This is a genomic window from Cupriavidus oxalaticus (genome assembly GCF_016894385.1).
In the GTDB taxonomy this organism is placed as follows: Bacteria; Pseudomonadota; Gammaproteobacteria; order Burkholderiales; family Burkholderiaceae; genus Cupriavidus; species Cupriavidus oxalaticus.
This window is the reverse complement of record NZ_CP069812.1, coordinates 2,929,173-2,947,885: the sequence shown is the minus strand read 5'-3', so window position 1 is coordinate 2,947,885 and position 18,713 is coordinate 2,929,173. Positions and strand designations below refer to the sequence as shown.

Annotated in this window: 13 protein-coding genes and 1 pseudogene; 9 read left to right on the top strand and 5 right to left on the bottom strand. The window is 55.0% G+C overall.

From position 1 onward, the window contains the following. Positions 1-52 precede the first annotated feature (52 nt). The 3 genes from JTE92_RS26035 to JTE92_RS26025 are packed head-to-tail and all read left to right on the top strand — an operon-like array spanning position 53 to position 4,608. On the top strand, positions 53-2,293 hold the full coding sequence (locus tag JTE92_RS26035) for a class I SAM-dependent methyltransferase (RefSeq protein WP_147318583.1): 2,241 nt from the start codon (positions 53-55) through the stop codon (positions 2,291-2,293). Positions 2,294-2,302: 9 nt separating this feature from the next. Continuing rightward, positions 2,303-3,100, top strand: a complete 798-nt coding sequence (locus JTE92_RS26030; protein WP_198065750.1) for a glycosyltransferase family 2 protein — start codon at positions 2,303-2,305, stop codon at positions 3,098-3,100. After that, a complete protein-coding gene (locus JTE92_RS26025; protein ID WP_084254681.1) occupies positions 3,097-4,608 on the top strand; it encodes a glycosyltransferase family 4 protein in 1,512 nt (503 codons plus the stop codon). Before JTE92_RS26030 ends, JTE92_RS26025 begins: the two co-directional genes overlap by 4 nt. 463 nt (positions 4,609-5,071) lie before the next feature. Here JTE92_RS26025 and JTE92_RS26020 read toward each other — a convergent pair whose 3' ends face one another. After that, on the bottom strand, positions 5,072-6,172 hold the full coding sequence (locus JTE92_RS26020) for an IS5 family transposase (RefSeq protein ID WP_063242167.1): 1,101 nt from the start codon (positions 6,170-6,172) through the stop codon (positions 5,072-5,074). 200 nt (positions 6,173-6,372) lie between these two features. On the opposite strand from JTE92_RS26020, the gene JTE92_RS26015 reads away from it, so the two are divergent. The 4 genes from JTE92_RS26015 (at position 6,373) to JTE92_RS26000 (ending at position 11,411) form a co-directional block, all read left to right on the top strand. Continuing rightward, positions 6,373-7,497 (top strand): glycosyltransferase family 4 protein, encoded by a 1,125-nt coding sequence (locus JTE92_RS26015; protein WP_147318582.1) that lies wholly within the window; start codon positions 6,373-6,375, stop codon positions 7,495-7,497. Between the two features lie 7 nt (positions 7,498-7,504). Beyond that, complete coding sequence (locus JTE92_RS26010; RefSeq protein ID WP_084254723.1) at positions 7,505-9,502, top strand: glycosyltransferase family 2 protein; 1,998 nt, start codon at positions 7,505-7,507, stop codon at positions 9,500-9,502. A 119-nt stretch (positions 9,503-9,621) separates the two neighbouring features. Continuing rightward, a complete protein-coding gene (locus JTE92_RS26005; RefSeq protein ID WP_116386862.1) occupies positions 9,622-10,314 on the top strand; it encodes a glycosyltransferase family 2 protein in 693 nt (230 codons plus the stop codon). A gap of 5 nt (positions 10,315-10,319) precedes the next feature. Continuing rightward, a complete protein-coding gene (locus JTE92_RS26000) occupies positions 10,320-11,411 on the top strand; it encodes an MraY family glycosyltransferase (protein ID WP_084254726.1) in 1,092 nt (363 codons plus the stop codon). Between the two features lie 334 nt (positions 11,412-11,745). On the opposite strand, the gene JTE92_RS25995 is transcribed toward JTE92_RS26000, so the two are convergent. Beyond that, on the bottom strand, positions 11,746-12,711 hold the full coding sequence (locus tag JTE92_RS25995; protein WP_063240554.1) for a glycosyltransferase family 2 protein: 966 nt from the start codon (positions 12,709-12,711) through the stop codon (positions 11,746-11,748). Next, positions 12,708-13,250, bottom strand: a complete 543-nt coding sequence (locus JTE92_RS25990; protein ID WP_169834842.1) for a GtrA family protein — start codon at positions 13,248-13,250, stop codon at positions 12,708-12,710. The genes JTE92_RS25995 and JTE92_RS25990 overlap by 4 nt, the downstream gene beginning before the upstream one ends. 250 nt (positions 13,251-13,500) lie before the next feature. Here JTE92_RS25990 and JTE92_RS25985 point away from each other — a divergent pair. Both JTE92_RS25985 and JTE92_RS25980 read left to right on the top strand, forming a co-directional pair. Beyond that, positions 13,501-13,918: pseudogene (locus tag JTE92_RS25985) on the top strand (transposase); the annotation flags it as partial. A gap of 104 nt (positions 13,919-14,022) precedes the next feature. Continuing rightward, entirely contained in the window at positions 14,023-16,056 is a 2,034-nt protein-coding gene (locus tag JTE92_RS25980) for a hypothetical protein (RefSeq protein WP_147318581.1), read from the top strand. A gap of 243 nt (positions 16,057-16,299) precedes the next feature. On the opposite strand, the gene JTE92_RS25975 is transcribed toward JTE92_RS25980, so the two are convergent. Both JTE92_RS25975 and JTE92_RS25970 read right to left on the bottom strand, forming a co-directional pair. Further along, positions 16,300-17,559, bottom strand: coding sequence for a lipopolysaccharide biosynthesis protein (locus JTE92_RS25975; RefSeq protein WP_063240550.1), 1,260 nt, complete (start codon positions 17,557-17,559; stop codon positions 16,300-16,302). Next, complete coding sequence (locus JTE92_RS25970) at positions 17,556-18,698, bottom strand: glycosyltransferase (protein ID WP_063240549.1); 1,143 nt, start codon at positions 18,696-18,698, stop codon at positions 17,556-17,558. Before JTE92_RS25970 ends, JTE92_RS25975 begins: the two co-directional genes overlap by 4 nt. Positions 18,699-18,713: the final 15 nt, after the last annotated feature.

Below are 18,713 nucleotides of genomic sequence, written 5' to 3'. Positions count from 1 at the left end.
TGGAGTTGCGTGCTGCTATTCCGGGGCGCGGCAGAAAAAATAGGATCTAGTAGTGAAAGCAAAAGACACTTCTTTCGTCGCGAAGCAGGTGCGCGCGTTCTTCGGACTAGGCAAGGTTCTAGACGTCGGGCGATCTGCCGGCGCCGTGTTGCGTGCACTGCGACGTTTTGGTTTTGATGGTAATGCCTTTGTCCCTAATGAGGAGGATGAAGGCAGCGGGCGTGGCGCACTTCCGATTCTCCCGTTCGGATCATCGGATTTTGACACGGTTGTGGTGACTGATTGCCTTGAATACCTGGAGCCGGCAAACCTGGACACTGCCCTGAAGAATTTGCGCCGGATATGCCGGCGCAACATGCTTTTGCGTGTACCGACCTTACAGGATGGTGAGGTTAGCATAGCGTTCCGAAGCGTCGGCAACCGCGCATGGTGGGAAGCCGCATGCTTTGCAGCAGGGTGGCGTAAGCATCCGTGCTACTACCAGGCAGCAGACTACGCAGCCTTGCAGCACGATGGCCCTTGGATCGTGATTCCACTCGAAAAGATTCCCGAAACGGCGTGGGACTTGTATCCGCTTGATAAGCTGAAGGATGAGCGTGATTTGCACATGGATATGCTGCGGGAGAGCGGTAGCCGCTCCGACGCACATGTGTTTCGCTATCAACTCGCGGCGCAGTTTGTGCGACCGGGAGATGTGGTGCTCGACGCTGCCTGCGGTCTGGGGTATGGCAGCTACTTGATTTGGACCGGTACGAAGGCCAGCAAGGTTATCGGCATTGATGGTAGTGAATATGCGGCAGAGTACGCAGCACGCAACTATGTGTCTCCGGAGGCGATGTTGGAGTTTCGGGAGGGGTTTCTGCCTCAGTGCCTGAGTTCCGTTGCTGACAATAGCGTGGATCTCGTTATTAGCTTCGAGACTCTAGAGCACGTGCAGGATCCGGAAGGCCTTCTAGCAGAATTCAACCGAGTGCTCGCGCCAGGCGGGCGCTTCATTGGTAGCGTGCCCAACGACTGGAGTGATGAAACGGGTGAGGATCCGAATCCATTCCATCTTCATGTTTACACACTAGATAAGTTCCGTCGGCAGCTGCGCATGCAGTTTGACATCGAGACAATCTTCAGCCAGACGGCAGATCGAGTCAAAAGGCTGGATGCCCAGTGTGAATGGATTAGCCGTCCCCGTTCCATCACGGAGCTCCCCGGGGTCGATGTTGACCCAGCCGAGGCCGAATGGTGGCTCTGCGTCGCCATGAAAAGTCCTCTTGTCGGCACACATGTGCCGTACGTCGAACGGAGTTTCTCCGTGACGGAGCGTGAGACGGCTGGCAATGCGCTGGCCTTTGGTCGCGACTATGAGAATCCATGGCTGGTCAGATCCCTCGTGGCGATGGGTTTGCGCACGGAGTCATCAACGCTTCAGGTGAAATGGGCTCACCATGTGTCGGAGGCAAGCACTCGTGGCAGTGCCGATCGTGGCGCCGCATTGACAATACTTGCATATCGTCTGCTGGACCAGCAATTCGAGGGTAACTTCGAACAAATCTCCACGCAGATTGAGGACTATATAGCAACTCCCCCTGGAAATCCCAATGCTCATCGCTGGGGCATTTCGCTGCGCTATGTAATGGCTCTGGTCTATCTGGACGCTGGACGGCGTGATGATGCACGCGCAATGCTGCAGAGTGTACTGCAGGCTGACGCTGCCGCTTACAGCATCACGCTGCTAACCAAGACCGTGGATGCCGCATGGCTGCTTGGTTCCATGTTTGTAGCGGATGGCGAACATGAGACGGCTCGCACCACATGGCAAACGACAGCCGTCAGTGTCATGAGGAGAGTAGGCGGGCACCTGAGCTCGATTGAAGCTGACTATGATCCCCCCTCCTTTGAGCCTAGGGAGGTGGGTTTCATTGTCGACCGAATCAGCCGGCTTCTTGCATGTGCAAAGAACGTGGGCCTAGCGAAGTCACGTCCGTCGGTGTATCAGGCGGCGGTAGATTTCGGCGGGCTTGCCGCAGAAATGTGTTCAGATGCGATGGCACGTGAGCGTGAACGTCTCGGGGAGGACCTGAAAAACCTACGCACCTATCTTGATGCTGTACTCGAAGGCAAACAGTGGCTTGAGGACAACCGGACGCGCACGTTAGCCTATGTTGATGAACTCAAGGCTGCGATTGACGAGCAGGAAGCGAAAGCTGCCGCCCTCAGACTTGAGAATGAAACGTTGCGTTCAAATGCTGCACAAGGCGAAAAACGCCGGTTTGCCTTCGTCTCGAGAAAACAGCGTTAGGAACTCAAGATGCAATCGCTTCATAGCAATTCCGACCGAGCTGCAATTCCAGCTATTAGTGTGGTCATGACCTTTCACCGGGAACAGGTCTTGGCCAATTTTGCGTTGCTGGGTTTTTTGCGTGTGCGCACAGCGGCGGAGGCTGCTGGCATCGCGGTCGAACTGGTAGCGGTGCTTGATTCGGCGGATGAAGAGACTACTCGCATCGTTACCAGTCATCCCGCAATCAGGCATGACGACCAAATTCTTCGGGTGCAAAACGGTGATCTAGCTGCGTCGCGTAATGATGGCATAGCGTCGGCACATGCTCTCTACATTGCCATCCTCGATGGGGACGATTACTACTCAAAAAATTGGCTTACGGAGGCGTTGCGCACGGCGGAGGCAGCGGCCGGGCGTGTGATTGTTCATCCCGAGCTGACGGTCTCGTTTGGTGCCGTACATTGCGTTGCGGAGACGTTCGATATGGATCGAGGGAACTATCCGATGGCAAGTTGCATGATGGTGCATCCATGGATTTCATGCTCATTTGGATTGCGGGACATTTACAAACAGCATCCTTATCAACCGACGCGGCTTCGCGAGACCGGCTTTGGCTTTGAAGACTGGCATTGGAATCTTGAGACAGTGGCCGATGGCATCCGTCACGTGACTGCACCCAAGACGGCGCTGTTCTATCGACGCAAGGCCTCGTCGATGGTAACCGAGATGGCGCAAGGTGGCGCCATCGTCAGACCTAGCCGTTTTTTTGATGAGCCTGAGCGCTGGAAAGAGGCAGCTTATGGCGGAAGCGGAGTTATGCGATGAAGCCCTTGATGAAGAAGGCTGTCCGTGTAACCTGGCGATCCATCGTCAAGCCGGTCATCCGGTTACTGCCACCGTCCACAAGCAATCGGATTGAGACGTTGCTGCACTACACCAAGTTGACATTGGTGCAGGGGCACAGCATACGATTTCGGCAAACCGAGGTGCATTCGGCAGCGCAGCGTGTAGTTGTCCACGCGTCGAATCCGGGAATAGAGGCGAACCGCGAGACATCTGAAGCCGTTCAGGAGGGGAGATCCGGAATTTTGCCGGACTGGGCTATCGAGGAAATGCGCGAGCTTGCTCATATTGAACCCTCGCTGCATCCGAGGCACGAATTACTCACGCAATTTCAGCGATATCACCTGCCGCTACAGCCCGCAGCAGGTGAACTGTATGCTGAGTGCTACCCCGCAGTGCGTCAACTTCGCCCGGATTTGATCATCCTCGCGCCGTGGCTGAAGCATGGTGGCGCTGATCAAGGGATTATTTATCACGCGGAAGCGGCTGTCGCGGCGGGAAAATCAGTGCTGGTGATCACCACCCTGGATGCAGAGTCACCTTGGTCGAATCGATTACCGGAGGGCGTCGGTTTCCTTCCGTTCGGTCAAATGTCACGCAATCTATCCGCCGTGGAGCGGCTGATGGTGTTGGCCAGAATTCTGCTACAGTCCTCGGCGCGGACGATCCATCTAATCAATGCCCCGTTGGGCTGGGAGCTAGTACGCAGCCACGGCAAATCCTTGCGCGCGATTGGAAAGTCGATATTTGCCAGTGTATTTTGTGACGATTATGACAGCGACGGCGTGAGATGGAGCTATGCCGATGTCTATCTACCGGGTTGTCTGCCATACATCGAGGGTATCTTCTGTGATACGCAGGCCTATCCGAGAGAGCTGGCACGGCGTTTCGGTGCAGATGTCAGTAAGCTCCATACCTTGTACTTTCCGCATGCTCTGAGCGCTCGGCCACGGTATCGCGCTGGCAGTGGGCGATCGATTCTGTGGGCGGCACGCTTCAGCAGGCAGAAGCGTGTGGATTTACTCGAGAGAATTGCTTCGCTAATGCCGGACGTCCGCTTCGACGTGCATGGCTGTGGTAGTAGTCCGGAAGAACAGGAACTGGCGAAGCGCTTAGCCAGGCTCGGAAATGTCACGGTGAACGGCCCGTTTGAATCTCTTGATCAGCTGGTTGAAGATGGAAAATATTCGGCTTTCCTTTATACGTCGGCATGGGATGGCCTACCGATTGTTCTTTTGGATGCTACTGCAGCGGGCCTTCCCATCGTCGCTTCGAGTGTAGGGGGCGTGGGGGAGTTCATAACGGAGAAGACAGGCGTCCCGGTGTCCTGTCCTGATAATGCAGAGGACTACGTAAGCGGGATTCGCTCAGTGATTGATGGTCCCGAATGCGGTCGTGCACTTTGGGAAAATGCGGTGAAATTGCTGAACGGTCGACATGCAATGGAGCATTTCCGTTCCGTCATCACCAAGGTCCCGGGATATCTCTGATGGCTGACGTTGGCGATTCTAGCGTCACGCGGACGTGAGGCAAAGTCCCAGCAAACTTGAGTACCGGTGAATTAGACCGGCCGTCGAACTAGTGCCCGAGAGGCGTGGTGACCGAGAAGCACCGCGCTAACAACCGGTTCGAGCAGAAAACGCTATGCTATGACACTGTCAAATCGTACGCTTCGCCTTGCACGATACTTGTATCATCGTGCTCCACTCTCGCAAGCTGCCAAATGGCGCATGAGGGAGAAGTTCGGCCCAATCCTGCTCGCTCTGCGAAAGGCAGAACTCGACGGGAACCTGTTGCATCATCTTAACAGGCTGCTGAAGTACTCGCCGCGCAAGCGGCGAAGCTTCCCCTGCAAGGCTGATTGGTTTGTGATTTTTCACAATCCGGAAGCCGAACGTCACTGCATCGACTTTATCAGCGATTTGGTACCTGATTCCGGCCTCATTACCGCGATTACGGCAACTGCGGACGGATTTGTCCCAGCGAGCGCATGCGCACGAGGTTGTAGGCGGCCATGCTCAGCACAAACATCTGGTCAACCTTCTTCAGGCCGCGCACCATCACATGGCGCATGCGCCCCACGGTCTTGGCCCAGCCAAAGCCTTGTTCGATCAACTTGCGCTTCTGCTGCGAGATCGCATAACCGGTGCTGTTGGCGATCTCGTCCGGAACGGCCGAGCGCCGCCCCGAGGTGTTCTGTGCCACGTGGGGCGTCACCTTCATCTCCAGGCATGCCTGAATGAATTCTTCGGCGTCGTAGCCCTTATCCGCGCCCACGGTGACTTCCACATCCAGGTCCTCAGCCACCTGCCTGGCATCATTTAGCATGACTTTGGCGGCCTCGCGCTCGGCATGTCCGTCCGCATTGGTGACCATCGCGCTCACCACCAGGCCGTGGCGGTTGTCGCTCAGGGTATGACCCATGTAGCGCAGTGCACTGGCGGTCTTGCCCTTGCGGTAGAGCCTGGCATCGGGATCGGTCTTGGACTCGTGCGTGTCGTTGCCGCGCTTGCGACCCTTGAAGTTGGCGCCGTCGTTGTCGTCTTCGTCGCCGCCATCCTTGCGCACGAAGCTCTTGTGGCCCGCCCACGCTTGAATCAGCGTGCCGTCGACGCTGAAGTGCTCGCCCGACAGCCAGTCCTTCTTCTGCGCGATGGCCAGCACTTCGTTGAAGAACTCGATCACCGCATCATGCTTGATCAGCCGTTCGCGGTTCTTGGTAAAGACCGTGGGCACCCAAACTGTATCGTCCATCGACAGCCCGATGAACCAGCGAAACAGCAGGTTGTATTGCGTCTGCTCCATGAGCTGGCGTTCGGAGCGAATGCTGTAGAGCACCTGCAGCAGCATGGCCCGCAGCAACTTCTCCGGCGCGATGCTGGGCCGGCCGCCCTTAATGTCGGCCTCGTACATCTGCGCGAACAACCGGTTCATCTTCACCAGCGCCAGGTTGGCCATAGTGCGGATCGAGCGCAGCGGGTGGGACTTTGGCACGAAATCATCCAGCCTCCGCATGGTGAACAGGCTTTCGGAGAAGGTGTCTGCGCCGCGCATAAATGTGAGGTTGGATGGGATCCTCAAATCAACGCTTCACCCGGCTGTCGCGCTGACTTCCGCTGGAGGTATTTCAGCAGCCTGTTAAGCATTCGTTCAATCCGTATCTGTCGAAGGATGCGGTTGATCAGGAGGCGGTTCAGCGCATCGCGCTGCGGCTCTATGCCAATCTTGCAATCCACTGTCGTACGTATGGGCCATTGACGCACATCATCGCGTTGCCCTTTCTGGGTAAAGGAGGCGCGGAGCGTACAGCGCTACAGTTTGCGCGAGCCATTGCGCAAGCAAAGGGCGGACGCAGTGTCAGCATATGGATCACGGACAGAGATATGGTAACGCCGGATTTGGCGGTGCCACCACATGTCCACGTGGTCAATCTTTGGCAATACCTGCCTACTGAGGCAGGAGAGGAATTGCGTTTGGCATTCCTGCGAGACTGCCTGATGACGCTGAGGCCCGACGTCTTCCATGTCATCAATAGCGACCTCGGCTGGAAGCTCATTTGCCAAGAAGGACATCGACTTCGGGGCGTGATGCGCTTGTACGGCAGTATGTTCGCGTTTCAGTTCACCCCGGATCTGGCGAAGCGTATTGGCTATGCAGAATACTATCTCAGGCAAAGCATTGATGTTCTCGATGGTTTGTTAAGCGATAACTCTCGATTTCAGGTTGATGCTATTGATATCTATGGGTTGGAAAATTTCCGTCAGAAATTTATCCCAGTGTATAACGCATGCCGTATTGCTGAGAGCGAGTGGAAATCACGGGCACAGATGCAGTTGTCACGCGTGCGTGCCGCTGCTGCCACCAATGGAACAATGAATGTGCTTTGGGCTGGTCGATTGGACGAGGAAAAGCGTGTGGATCTTCTATACGCGACGGCCATGCAGTGCCCTGATATTCAGTTTCACGTCTATGGTGAGAGCGTGGTGGGCAGCAAGCACCCGATGCCTGACTTGGCCAACCTGAAATACCACGGGCCCTTCGGGGACCCCACCGAATTGGTCGACGAGCGTGTCTATGACGCATTCCTATTCACGTCACGTTGGGAGGGCATGCCCAACATGCTTCTTGAAGTCGGAGCGCTTGGTATTCCTATCATCGCACCGGACGTTGGTGGCGTGGGCGAGTTGATTGACGAGACAACGGGCTTTCTGGTGTCGGCGCAAGCGGCACCCGAGGAGTATGTCCATGCGTTGCGCACTATTGGGTCTAGCCGTGAGCTGGCGGTAGGACGAGCTGCCGGGTTGCTGAAATTGATTGATGAGCGTCATACATGGACGGCGTTCTGCCGCAGACTAACAGAAGTTCCGAACTATCTATAGCCAATTCATGACGACAGCGAATATAGAAAGTCTCGGTCCGGTGTTGCCGTTAGTAACGGTAATCATTCCGTGCTACAACCAAGGTGTGTATCTGCGTGATGCGCTTTACTCGATTGAGGGCGCATATAGCGGGCCGCTCGAACTTATCGTTGTCGATGATGGCAGCACCGACGCGAGAACAAAGAGGGAGTTGGAGAACTTACGTTCGGAACGTTCGATCCTGAGAGTCGTGCGCAAGGAAAATGGAGGGCTCTCAAGCGCAAGAAACACCGGCCTTCAACATGCCACTGGCAGCTATGTCCAGTTCCTGGATGCCGACGATCTATTGGTGCCAAACAAAATCGACCGCCAACTCGATCACTTCGCCATTGCTCCAGGGTTGGATGTCTCTGTCTCTGACTACATGCTGTGCGATGATACGCGTATATCGTGTAGCAATGTCGAGAGTGCTATTTCGACATCCGCATTCGAGTTATCAGACTTTCTTTTCCGTTGGGAGAGAGGGCTTTCAATCCCTATCCACTGCGGACTGTTCAGGCGTGAGGCGCTGAACCATCTGCGCTTTGACGAAACCTTACGGGCGAAAGAAGACTGGGTTTTCTGGAGCATGCTTAAGCTGCGCGGATCAAAAATGGCTTATTTCCCACTTCGTGGTGCGGTCTACCGGCAGCATGCGCAAAGCATGCGGCGATCATATCTCCGAATGGGTGATAGCTGGCTGTGTGCCGCCGGCAAGATTCGAGCACTTATGCCGCCAGGCCTGTATCCATCGTTCATGGATACTGCAATTGCATGGCATGCGGAGTGCTACCGAAAGCATCCTAGCTATATGGAGGAGCTGTCGTCGGCGACGGTGCTTGGCACCGCAAATGCCAGTAGTACTGGTTCAGGTGCCGGTGTCCCACAGATTGTGGACGATGAACCCTCTGCAAAGCTAGCCGAACTTGCGGCCAAATTCGCCGCACTTCCCGCGTTGGCCGGCGCTCCGCTGATTTCAGTGATTATCCCGATCTACAATCACTATCAGTATTTGATCGAGTGCCTCAGTTCGGTTGCCTCACAGGATGCAGCTTCGTTTGAGGTGGTGTGTATCGACGATGCGTCTACCGATCCTCGTGTTGCACAGCTCCTCGCTCTTGTCGAGAAAACCTCCACACGTCTGAGAGTATTGCGGCGTGAGCAAAACTGCGGAATCTCGGCAAATCAAAATGAGGCAGTGGCGCATGCAAGGGGCGAGTACCTGGCGTTTTTGGATTGCGATGATGTGCTACCATCCCAAGCGCTATCGGAAATGACGATGCAGATCCGTGATTATCCTGCGGTGGACTACTTCTTTTCCGACAGAATTGATATTGACTCAAACGGTGAAATTCTCAGGCACGCGCTATATGGTGGCTATGAGAATATCGTTTACTCCGATAAAAATGATCTTCGATCGGATTTGTTGGACGGCATGGTTGCCTCTCATCTCAAAGTAATCCGTAAGTCAGTATATTTGAAAGTTGGTGGCACATCTGATCAGTTTTCCGGTATTCAGGACTGGGAGTTGGCATTACGCATTGCTGACTTCGGTCGGTTTCGCTATGTGAATAAACCGCTCTATCATCATAGAATTCACGCCCAGTCCGTTTCTCGTGCCGACTCTGGGCGACAGTTCGAAAAGACAAATATTCTGCGGCGGCAATATCAGCTAAAGTGGTTGAACTCGGGTGGGCGGCAAGGACGCCTAAATGCGGAAGATATCCTATTTGAAGACGGGGCGCTGCCGACATTGCGTGAATTGAAAAAATTATGGATTGAGGGGCGGAAATGTCGAGTGGTTTTGGAAAGGAATTGCTCACCTTCGGTGCTTAATTTCTTGCGAGAATTCAATTCTTATTTCGAGAGTGTCACCTACAAGGATATTAGTTGTTGGGTTGCGTTGATGGGATACGTGTGGGGGAATATTTTGATCCCCGAGAATTCGAGTTTCGGGTTCCACATTGAACATCAAATGAAGCATTGATCGGAGCTGGGTTCACTGTGATCGATTGTTTGATAACGGTTTCCATTGTTAGTCACGGGCAAGCGAGTATCCTGACGCCGCTGTTGGCTCAGTTGGATGAAGTCAGTGCGGTGATTCCTATGAACGTCATAGTCACCGAAAATCTGCCTGGTACACGTGGTGCCATTAAGCTGGATGATGTCGACGACTATGGTTTTGAATTCATTGAAAATACAAAACCAAAAGGGTTTGGCGCTAATCACAATGCTGCTTTTTGCCAATGCCGGACACCATATTTTTTTGTCCTCAATCCTGACTTGATTTTGGACGGTGATCCTTTTACCCCAGTATTGGCATTCTTGTCAGGCGAACGCACGGGAATCGTTGCTCCGAGTATTGCCTCTCCATCGGGTACGATTGAGGACAGCGCCCGCAGGGTACCCACGACTGGGCGATTACTCGATCGGATGATTTGTCGTATGCGGGGAGACGCGCAGAAGTCGGACTATCCCATCGGCGTGGACGTCGACGTCGACTGGGTCGCGGGTATGTTTATGGGATTTAAGAGTGAGGTATTTCGTCAACTGCATGGATTTGATGAGCGATTTCACATGTACTGCGAGGACGTTGACGTTTGCCTGCGTACATGGTGCCTTGGTTTTCGAGTAGTCCGACTAGGCCGTATCGTGGTCCGACACGATGCTCGCCGAGACAGCCATCGCCGATTCGGATATCTGGCATGGCATGTACGAAGCCTCGCTCGGATGTTTCTGTCTGCAACCTATTGGCGTTTTCGGCTGCGTAGAATGCCACATGCTGCAACTACTCGTTGACCATTATGTTTGATTATTTTTGGGTCCCGGCGTTTACCTTTCTGGTGTCAGCCTTGGCGGTACTATTGCTTCGACCGCTAGCGACGATGGGTGGGTTGCTTGATCGGCCCGATGCGCGTAAACGTCACGAGGGCGTTATCCCCTTGGTGGGGGGTATTGCGATCACCATCGCGGTCCTTGTGGGGTGTCAACTATTCTTGCGTACACAAGGATACTATATTGCCTTGTTGGGTGGAGTGGCTGTGCTGGCGGTCGTTGGGCTTGTGGATGACCTTTATGGGATGAACCCTGTTACCAAGCTCGGAGCTCAACTATTTGCCGCGATTTTGATGACGTCATGGGGGAATGTATATCTCGAGTCACTAGGTGATTTATTCGGCCGGCGGGAGATAGAGTTGGCGAACTGGGGTATTCCGATGACCCTATTCGCCGTAGTCGCCGTCATCAATGCTATGAATATGTGCGACGGCCTTGATGGCTTGGCGGGCGGCTTAGCACTGATTATATTTGGCTGGTTGGCGTACCTTGCGGGTGAGATTGGAAATGCTCCTGCTCAGCGTGTCTGCATAGTTTTCTGCGGCGCGGTTGCCGGATTTCTTATCTTCAATCTTAGAAATCCCTTTCGAGGCCGTATGAAGGTATTTCTGGGTGATGCCGGAAGCTTGATGCTTGGATTTGCCATCGTCTGGTTTTCTGTGGAATTATCGCAGAAGCGATATAATCCCAATGCTGCAGTGGTCCCGCCGGTGGTAATGTTGTGGATTCTAGGTGTTGTGCTTATCGATCTGTTGGTTGTTGTTATTCGTCGCGCGGTTAAGCGACGGAATCCACTGGCAGCCGACCGGACGCACCTTCATCACGTCCTGCTGCGATTAGGTATCGGGCAGGATATCATTGTCCTTCTCATTCTCGCTGTTAATGCGCTCCTCGGGCTCATCGGAGTGATGGGTTGGAAAAATGGCATATCTGAGCAAATTCTTTTTCTCATGTTTCTTGGTGTGACTGCTACACATCTATTGATTATGCGGAATGCTTGGCGCTTCATCCGAATTGGTCGGAGAATTCTTGCGCGCGCTAGTAAGGTGGGGAATAGTTGATAACTAATGTTGAGGATGTTGCTATCGCAACATCATCTATCCAATCTGAATAGACCCACATTTTTTGCCGGAAGTTAGAGGCTCGCCACCCAGCATTTTTTCCGTTATGGGGATGGGCGAAGCGTTCCACCTAGAGGATGGCGAATTGATTCATAGCAGCCTTTCAGTCGTGTATTGAACTGCTCATCTGCCAGCTATCGGTCCCGCCAAACTCCACGGCATTGACTCCAATCTTGGATGGATGTATCTGATGCGCGATCCAATAACCAATGCGTCAAGGGAAAAATGGTGAAATGCATTCGAGGTGCTCTCTTCCAGAGAAATTGAAGATATTTTAGTGATCTTGCTGGAGTGCTTGGCCTAAACGCTGTGAAACATGAAATCTCGGACGCCCTTTACTTTCCATGTAGATCTTGCCAATGTACTCACCGATCGTGCCTAGACTCAGGAGTTGTACGCCGCCAAGAAAATATAGCGGGACAACGGTCGATGCCCAACCCGGGAAGGCGCCGTGAACGAGCAACTTGACAATCAGTGCCCAACTAGCAAGTGCTAAGCTACCGATCGAAACGACAAAACCCATCATGGTGATAAGCCGTAGCGGAGCGATTGAGAATGAGGTGATCCCCTGCCAGGCGAACGATGCCATTTTGCGCAATGGATATTTAGATTCCCCGGCAAAGCGCTCGGCTCGATCGTATTCGACGATGGCGCTGGGGTATCCCAGCAGACGCACGAGTCCACGCAAGAAAAGATTCACCTCGCGGTACTCGGAGAGTGATTCAACGGCACGGCGGCTCAATAGACGGTAATCTGCATGGTTAAAAATAATATCGACCTTCATTGCGGCCATGAGCTTGTAATAGCCTTCAGCAGTGAAGCGCTTGAAAAAAGTATCGGTATCGCGTCGCCTTCTGACTCCATAGACAATATCGCAGCCATTTCGATAGTGACGTACCATCTGTGGGATCGCGTCCAGATCGTCCTGAAGGTCAGCGTCTATGCTGATAAGGACGTCGCCGGGTGCAGTCATTAGACCACACAATAGCGCATTCTGATGTCCGCGGTTACATGACAGCTTGATGCCGCACACCTCCGGATGTACCCCGGATAACTTCTCAATGAGCGACCAAGTGCGGTCGCGGCTCCCGTCATCCACATAGAAGATCGCGCTGCGGTCGCTGATTAGGCCATCTTCACGCATTTTTCCGAGCAGCGGAATCAGACGGGCCGTCGTTTCGTGCAGTACTTCCTCTTCGTTGTAGCACGGGATGACGAGGCCGAGAACAGGGAGCGTCATAAGGAATCTCTTCGGGCAAAGGCCCAGATCGCGTTGATGAAGTAGTTCCATAGCAGCACCGCGGCGGTGGCTACGAATTGCGCGATGATAACCGGTATGGAGAGCGAAATCAGGCCCAGCAGCACGATTTGGTTGATGCCCAGACCAACCGCAGCGGTGGCCAGAAAGCGTGGAAGGCTGCGGGCGTGATTGTGACCACCCTCAAAGGTGTAATATGCATTGGCACAGTAGTTGTAGAAGGTGCTCAACAGATACCCGGTGGCCGATGCGTTGCTTGGGTTGATCTGGGCTGCATATATCAGCCCGGCCATGACTGCGTAATGCAGTGCGGTGGCGCTGGCCCCAACGAGAACGAAGCGGAGAAAGGTGTGCCTGCCAATTCGGCTCATCGAAAAGAGTAGGGGAGTGAAGGGGGTATTATTATACGCGGACTCGGAAACGATAACGCTCTTAATTAAACCAGATCCACCGGGTTTCGCCTTCAGCTGCTCTCGGTGGGGGCCGTCCGTCACTCGCGTTGACCACAGTGATGCCGGCATTTTACAATCTGGATCCGTTTTGGTTTGGGTCTTTCGGCACGCGAGAGACGGTCGAGTCCGTGAGCCAGATCGAACCCGCCGCCAACTTCCCGCCTTCAACGGCCGCAAAGACGACACCCCGCGCGCATGACTTGATAGACTGACAGCCCTCGTCGCTAATAAGCGAAGGGCTCTCACATGTTCGCTGCCCACCGCGCGTCGCATATACCGCTTGGCGCTCCGGCTCGAGTCCGTTGCCTCGATGCCAAGCTCCGATGCCAGGCAGGGGGCGGAAAACCTGGATGGGGAAGTCACCGTGGGTGCGGACACGGGCTATGACGCGCATGAGTCCATTGGGGCTTGCCTTGAGATGAAAGTGGCGCCTCACGTGATGCAAAACACCCCGAGGCGGTGCTCGGCCGTTCCCGATGCCAATGCTTGCGGCGCTGGCTATGCCATCTCGCAGCAGAAACGCGAGCTGATCGAGCAATGCTTTGGATGGGCGAAGACCGTGGGGCGCGTGCGCTAGGTAATGGTGTTCGGATTAAAGAAGGTCGACCAAATGCTTGTGCTTAGCATGCGCCTACAACCTCGTGCGTATGCGCTCAGTGGGACAATCGGTAGTTGCAGTAATCGCGGTAATGAGATCGGAAATGGGTGACAAAACGCGGAAAAACTCGATGCGATGACGCCCAGTTCCGGAATTTTGAGAAAATAACATCCCCGACCTTACGGGGGAAGCTTCATCGCTTGCGCGATAAGTACTTCAGCAGCCTGTTAAGGAAAACTATTGATGTCGCCAGTACTAAAAATTAATCGCCCTGCAGTAGTTTTGTTTGCACTTTTATTTGCGGCGATGGCGACGGTTCATGTTGCCCTCTACTTGCATGGTGAGCATCATCTTTACGTTAACGACTTTCGAAATTACTGGATCGCCTACTGGAAGTCGTCTATGCAGTTTACCCAGAACATCGGCGACTGGGCTCGACAGTTGCGGGGGGAAATTTGGGCAAGCGACTACAATTCTCTTCCCGCCGCATTGCTTCTGCCATTTAGCTTAGTCTTTGGCTACGATCGGTATGGCTATATTTTGGGTGCGACGCTGACGTACCTCTTGCCGGTCGTGTTGCTTTCAGCGAAAGCGGCAAGCCTAATTTTGCGTGATGATGAAAAACCTACTCTGGCCTTCGTTTTGGCCGCCATCATCGCTGCCTGCTATGTTCCCTACTGGGCGCCGACGCTCATGGGTTGGGTCGACATAGCCGGGTTGATTCCTTTTGTCCTTGCGTTCGTTATTGTGAGAACTGCGGGCTTCGGCAAGCGGGTCAGGCCAGGCATGGCAATCTTATTTGGGCTTTTGCTCTGGATGCCGTTTCTCATGCGTCGGTGGTACGCGTTCTCGATCATTGCTTTCATCTTAACGGCCCCAATTTACTGCATGGTGTTGGCCCGAATCGAGAGCGAAGAAGCTTGGGGGAAAGCGTTCCTTAGGACTGCGGCCAACTTTGCGGTCGCGGGGATGTTCGCGCTGACGTGCCTGTTGATTGCACAGGGCGGCCTAGTTCAATCCATATTGAAGACAAGCTATTCCTCTATCTACATTGCATATCAGAGACCTCCTTTCGAACATCTTCATGATTTCGGGGCTCACTTTGGCGTGCTCTATCTTGCACTCGCCTTAATGGGTCAGCTTTTCATCTTCAAGAGCGCATTGAAGCGTGCCGAGGTGATTTTCATCAATGCAAATATATTTTTGCTTTTTTCTCTTTTTACCCGAACCCAAGGATTTGGACCGCATCATTACCTTCCGCTAGCGTTCTGGGTATATCTCTTGATTTGTTGCGGCGTGTGGCAGATTCTTTCGAGTAATCCAAAGGCGATGCGTGGCGCCATTGTCTGTGTTGCTCTTCCTGCTGTATTTGTGTTTGTTGCATCTGTTTATCGAATCGACTCGCGAACCAAATGGGCGGGCCTCCCGAGGCCAGCTTACAACAATCAAATCGGATACGAGAAAGTCTACAAGCAGCTCGTATATGAGCTCAACGAAATAATGAAGCCCGGCGAAACGTTTACCGTGTTTGCATCTAGCATGACCCTCAACCGCGATGTGTTGTTGAGTGCTTCTAAAGAGCAACTCGCTGGAAAGGACGTAGACACTTCACACGTCGATCTGGTTCAGGGCCTCAGCGTCGCGCCCTTCATGGCGCGCTATGCAGTTGTGGCGGATCCAATTCCGACACATCTCCCAGAAGGAATGCAGACGGTTATCACGATCCCGGCGCAGGCCATTCTGTCAGGACGAGGCATAGGCGCCGCGTATAAGCGTTTGGAAGGGAAGTACGCAATTACGGACGACGTGACGGCTTACATCTATGAAAAAACTCGGCCCTACACATTATCCGAAGTCGAAATTCTTCTTGATGATTTTTATAAGCGCCACCCGGACTGGCGGCAGACCTACGGCAATTTGATGTTCAAGCTTGCAATGACTTCAGAGCTTGAACTTGGCGATCAGTGGGGAAAGTTCGAATACGAGCCTGGCGGCAGAATCGAAATTCATCCGGGGGAAAAGAAGCCCACGCGCGCGTTCTTCTCTGGAGTATCAAGCGAGTTGGCCTTGTCAGTCGCGGCGCCATGCCCGGGCTCTGACGGCGTAGATGTTCAGCTCAACGCAGGAGGCGGGAAGGTTGCGCACTTCGAGGTGGCGCCGAGGGGGGTTGTAAATCTGCCGACAGCCGATCCCGCTGCAACATACGAACTGATCGTCTCTAAGCGGGCCAACGCATGGTGTGACTTGGTTTCACTTACGTCGGCACAGCCAAGATAGGCCGGTTCCCCTCAGACGCATCATCGTGGTCTCCGATCGGTGGCTGCACGACGGCTGTTCGGCGAACAGCGCCTCATGCCGCACAGCAGGATGCAGCGGAAAGCAACTCCCTGTCTCACGGGCTCAGAATGCTGCTGGTATGCCCGCTTTCGGCCAGCGCATTAGCGATAACCTCAGTCATCCGCTTCGGCCCCGCCATAGCATTCAGCGTCCCAGTCAGAAAGCAGCCATGGCTACGTTGGTTCATACCTTTGCCCTGTGCTGAGCGGGTGTCCCTTGTGCCTGACGCAGCCAGATTGTGATGCCGAACGCAATGGCGAGCAGATTGGCCACCGCATATCCGAGAATGGCTCCGCGCGCCCCGAGGTGCGGGATTGCGATGCTGTCCACAACGATAGTGGTGGCAAACACAACGCCCCATTTGAGGGCTACCAACTGCGGCCGGCGCATATAGACGGGTAGCAGCGTGAGAGCAACGTCCGCGAACACGAGCGCGGAAACCATTGCCGCAAGCTGCAACAGCTCAGCGGCAGATGCGAACGCTGAGCCGTACAGCAGTTGGATAATCCAGTGCGCAGATAGGGCGATCATGGCGCAGCCGGTGATGCCAACCACTACCATGCCACACGCAATTCGCCCGATATTCCGACGAGCCTGAGCCAATGTCGGCTGCGCATACACGTACATCGGCGCGATGCCTGCGGCCAAGATGCTGGCGACCATCACGAAGTTGTCCAGTATCTGCATGGTTGCCGCATAGGCGCCGAATTCGGACAGCGATACAAAGGGCTTGAGCAGCAGCTGGTCCACGCGGCGTGAGCCCATCATCAGCATGAAGCTGACCCAGAACAGCGTGCCGTTACTGAAGAGCTCCCTTGCCAGGGCGGCATCCGCGCTGACGTGCGCCGTGGGTGCGCGGGACAGGTAGAACTGCGCCAGAAGCAATGCTGCAAGAATGGGTTCGACCGAAATGGCTGCCGCGTAGACGGGCACACTCTGGTTGCCGAGCCAGAATAACAACCCGACAGCAGCGGCCTTGACGATCAGTGAAGAAATATTGATGACAGCGTTTGGCCGTGTGTGCGTATGGGACTGCATCCATGCCGTCACGATGCCGGACGGCTCGCGCAGCATGACGGTGATTCCGAGTATCAAGGCTGGTATCCATGTCTCCGGCCCTTGCCTGGTTGCAAGCATGAAGGCGCCAATCATCAAATACGCCAACACCCCCGCCCCAAACCTCAACCCAAATGCATGCACCACCAACCGATGCTGCGCCACCGGATCCGTGTTCGCCACCAGCCGCGGAATCACCACCTCACCGCCGCAGATCAGCGCTACCGACGCCGCTATATACACCACGGCCTGCGCATATTGAAAATGCGCAAAACCCTCCGGCCCCAGCCCTCGTGCCAGCATGGCAACGATGCCGATGCCGCCCGCGACCTGCATGCCGCGCTCCGTCAGCATCCATGCGAGATTGCTCGCAACCTGTCGTCTCATCGGGGAGGCTTCGGTATGCTGTTGCCTGTTACGCCGGCCAGTCCGGCGTAGCAATCGACCCATTGCCGGGCGACTGCTTCGAGGCTGAACTTCTCCACAATGCGCTGTCGTCGGGCCGTCTGCTCCTCGTATGTGCCGACGCCGGACGCCATGGCTCGGTCCAGCGCGTCAGCCAATGCTTCTGCATTACCGCGCGGTACGATTTTGCCGGCATTGCCGAGCAGTTCCGCTACACCGGCCGCGTCTGTCGCCACCACTGCACACCCGCTGGACAGCGCTTCGCCAATGACCAGCGGCATGCCTTCGATATCCGACGACAACGCAAACACGTCGGCGGCATTCAGCAACGCAGGTACGTCTTGGCGCATGCCCAGTAAGGTGACAACGCCCTGAAGCCCGAGGCGGCCGATGGACGCTTCAAGGGCGCTTCGCACGGGACCTTCGCCGACGATGAACAAGCGCAAGTCTGCCGATGACTTAGCGGAGTCTGCTTTGCGCACCAATCGCGCAATGGCTTCGAGCAAAACATGCTGGGCCTTCTCGGGCACCAGTCGGCCAACGTTGATGACGACCCGTGTGTTTGCGTTCACGCCCAGCGCTGAACGCCTAGCCTGCCGTTGTGCCGGATCCGGACGGAAGAGAGCGGTGTCGATGCCGTTGGGCATAACGCGAATGCGCTCTGGCGCCACGGCGCCGGCTGAAATCATGGCCTGCCGTCCTGCCTCGCTGACGTGTGTGGTCAACGCCGCCCGGTTGTCGGTCAGGCGGTAGGCCAACATGCGCAGCCGGCCGCCTTCGCGCGCGCTGTGCGCCGTGCAGATGACCGGCGGCGCCGCTGTTACCGCCGCGAGCATGCGTGCCAGCAGGTTGGCATGCACCATGTGGGCATGGATGACTTGCGGCTGCCATTGTTTGACAAACCGGTTCAGCTGCCGCAGTGCGCGCACCATCGATGTGACGGTCTTGCGCATGTTGAGGTGCACGACCGTGGCGCTCGCAGGCAGCGTTACTTCGCAGCCGGGGGTGAGGCTCACGATTGCCACGTCATGCCCATCCCGCACGAACGCCTGTGCCAACCCGGCCACCTGCTGTTCGGCGCCGCCAGTTTTCAGTCCGGTGCAGAGAAGGAGAATGCGCATTCGCGGGATGGCTGA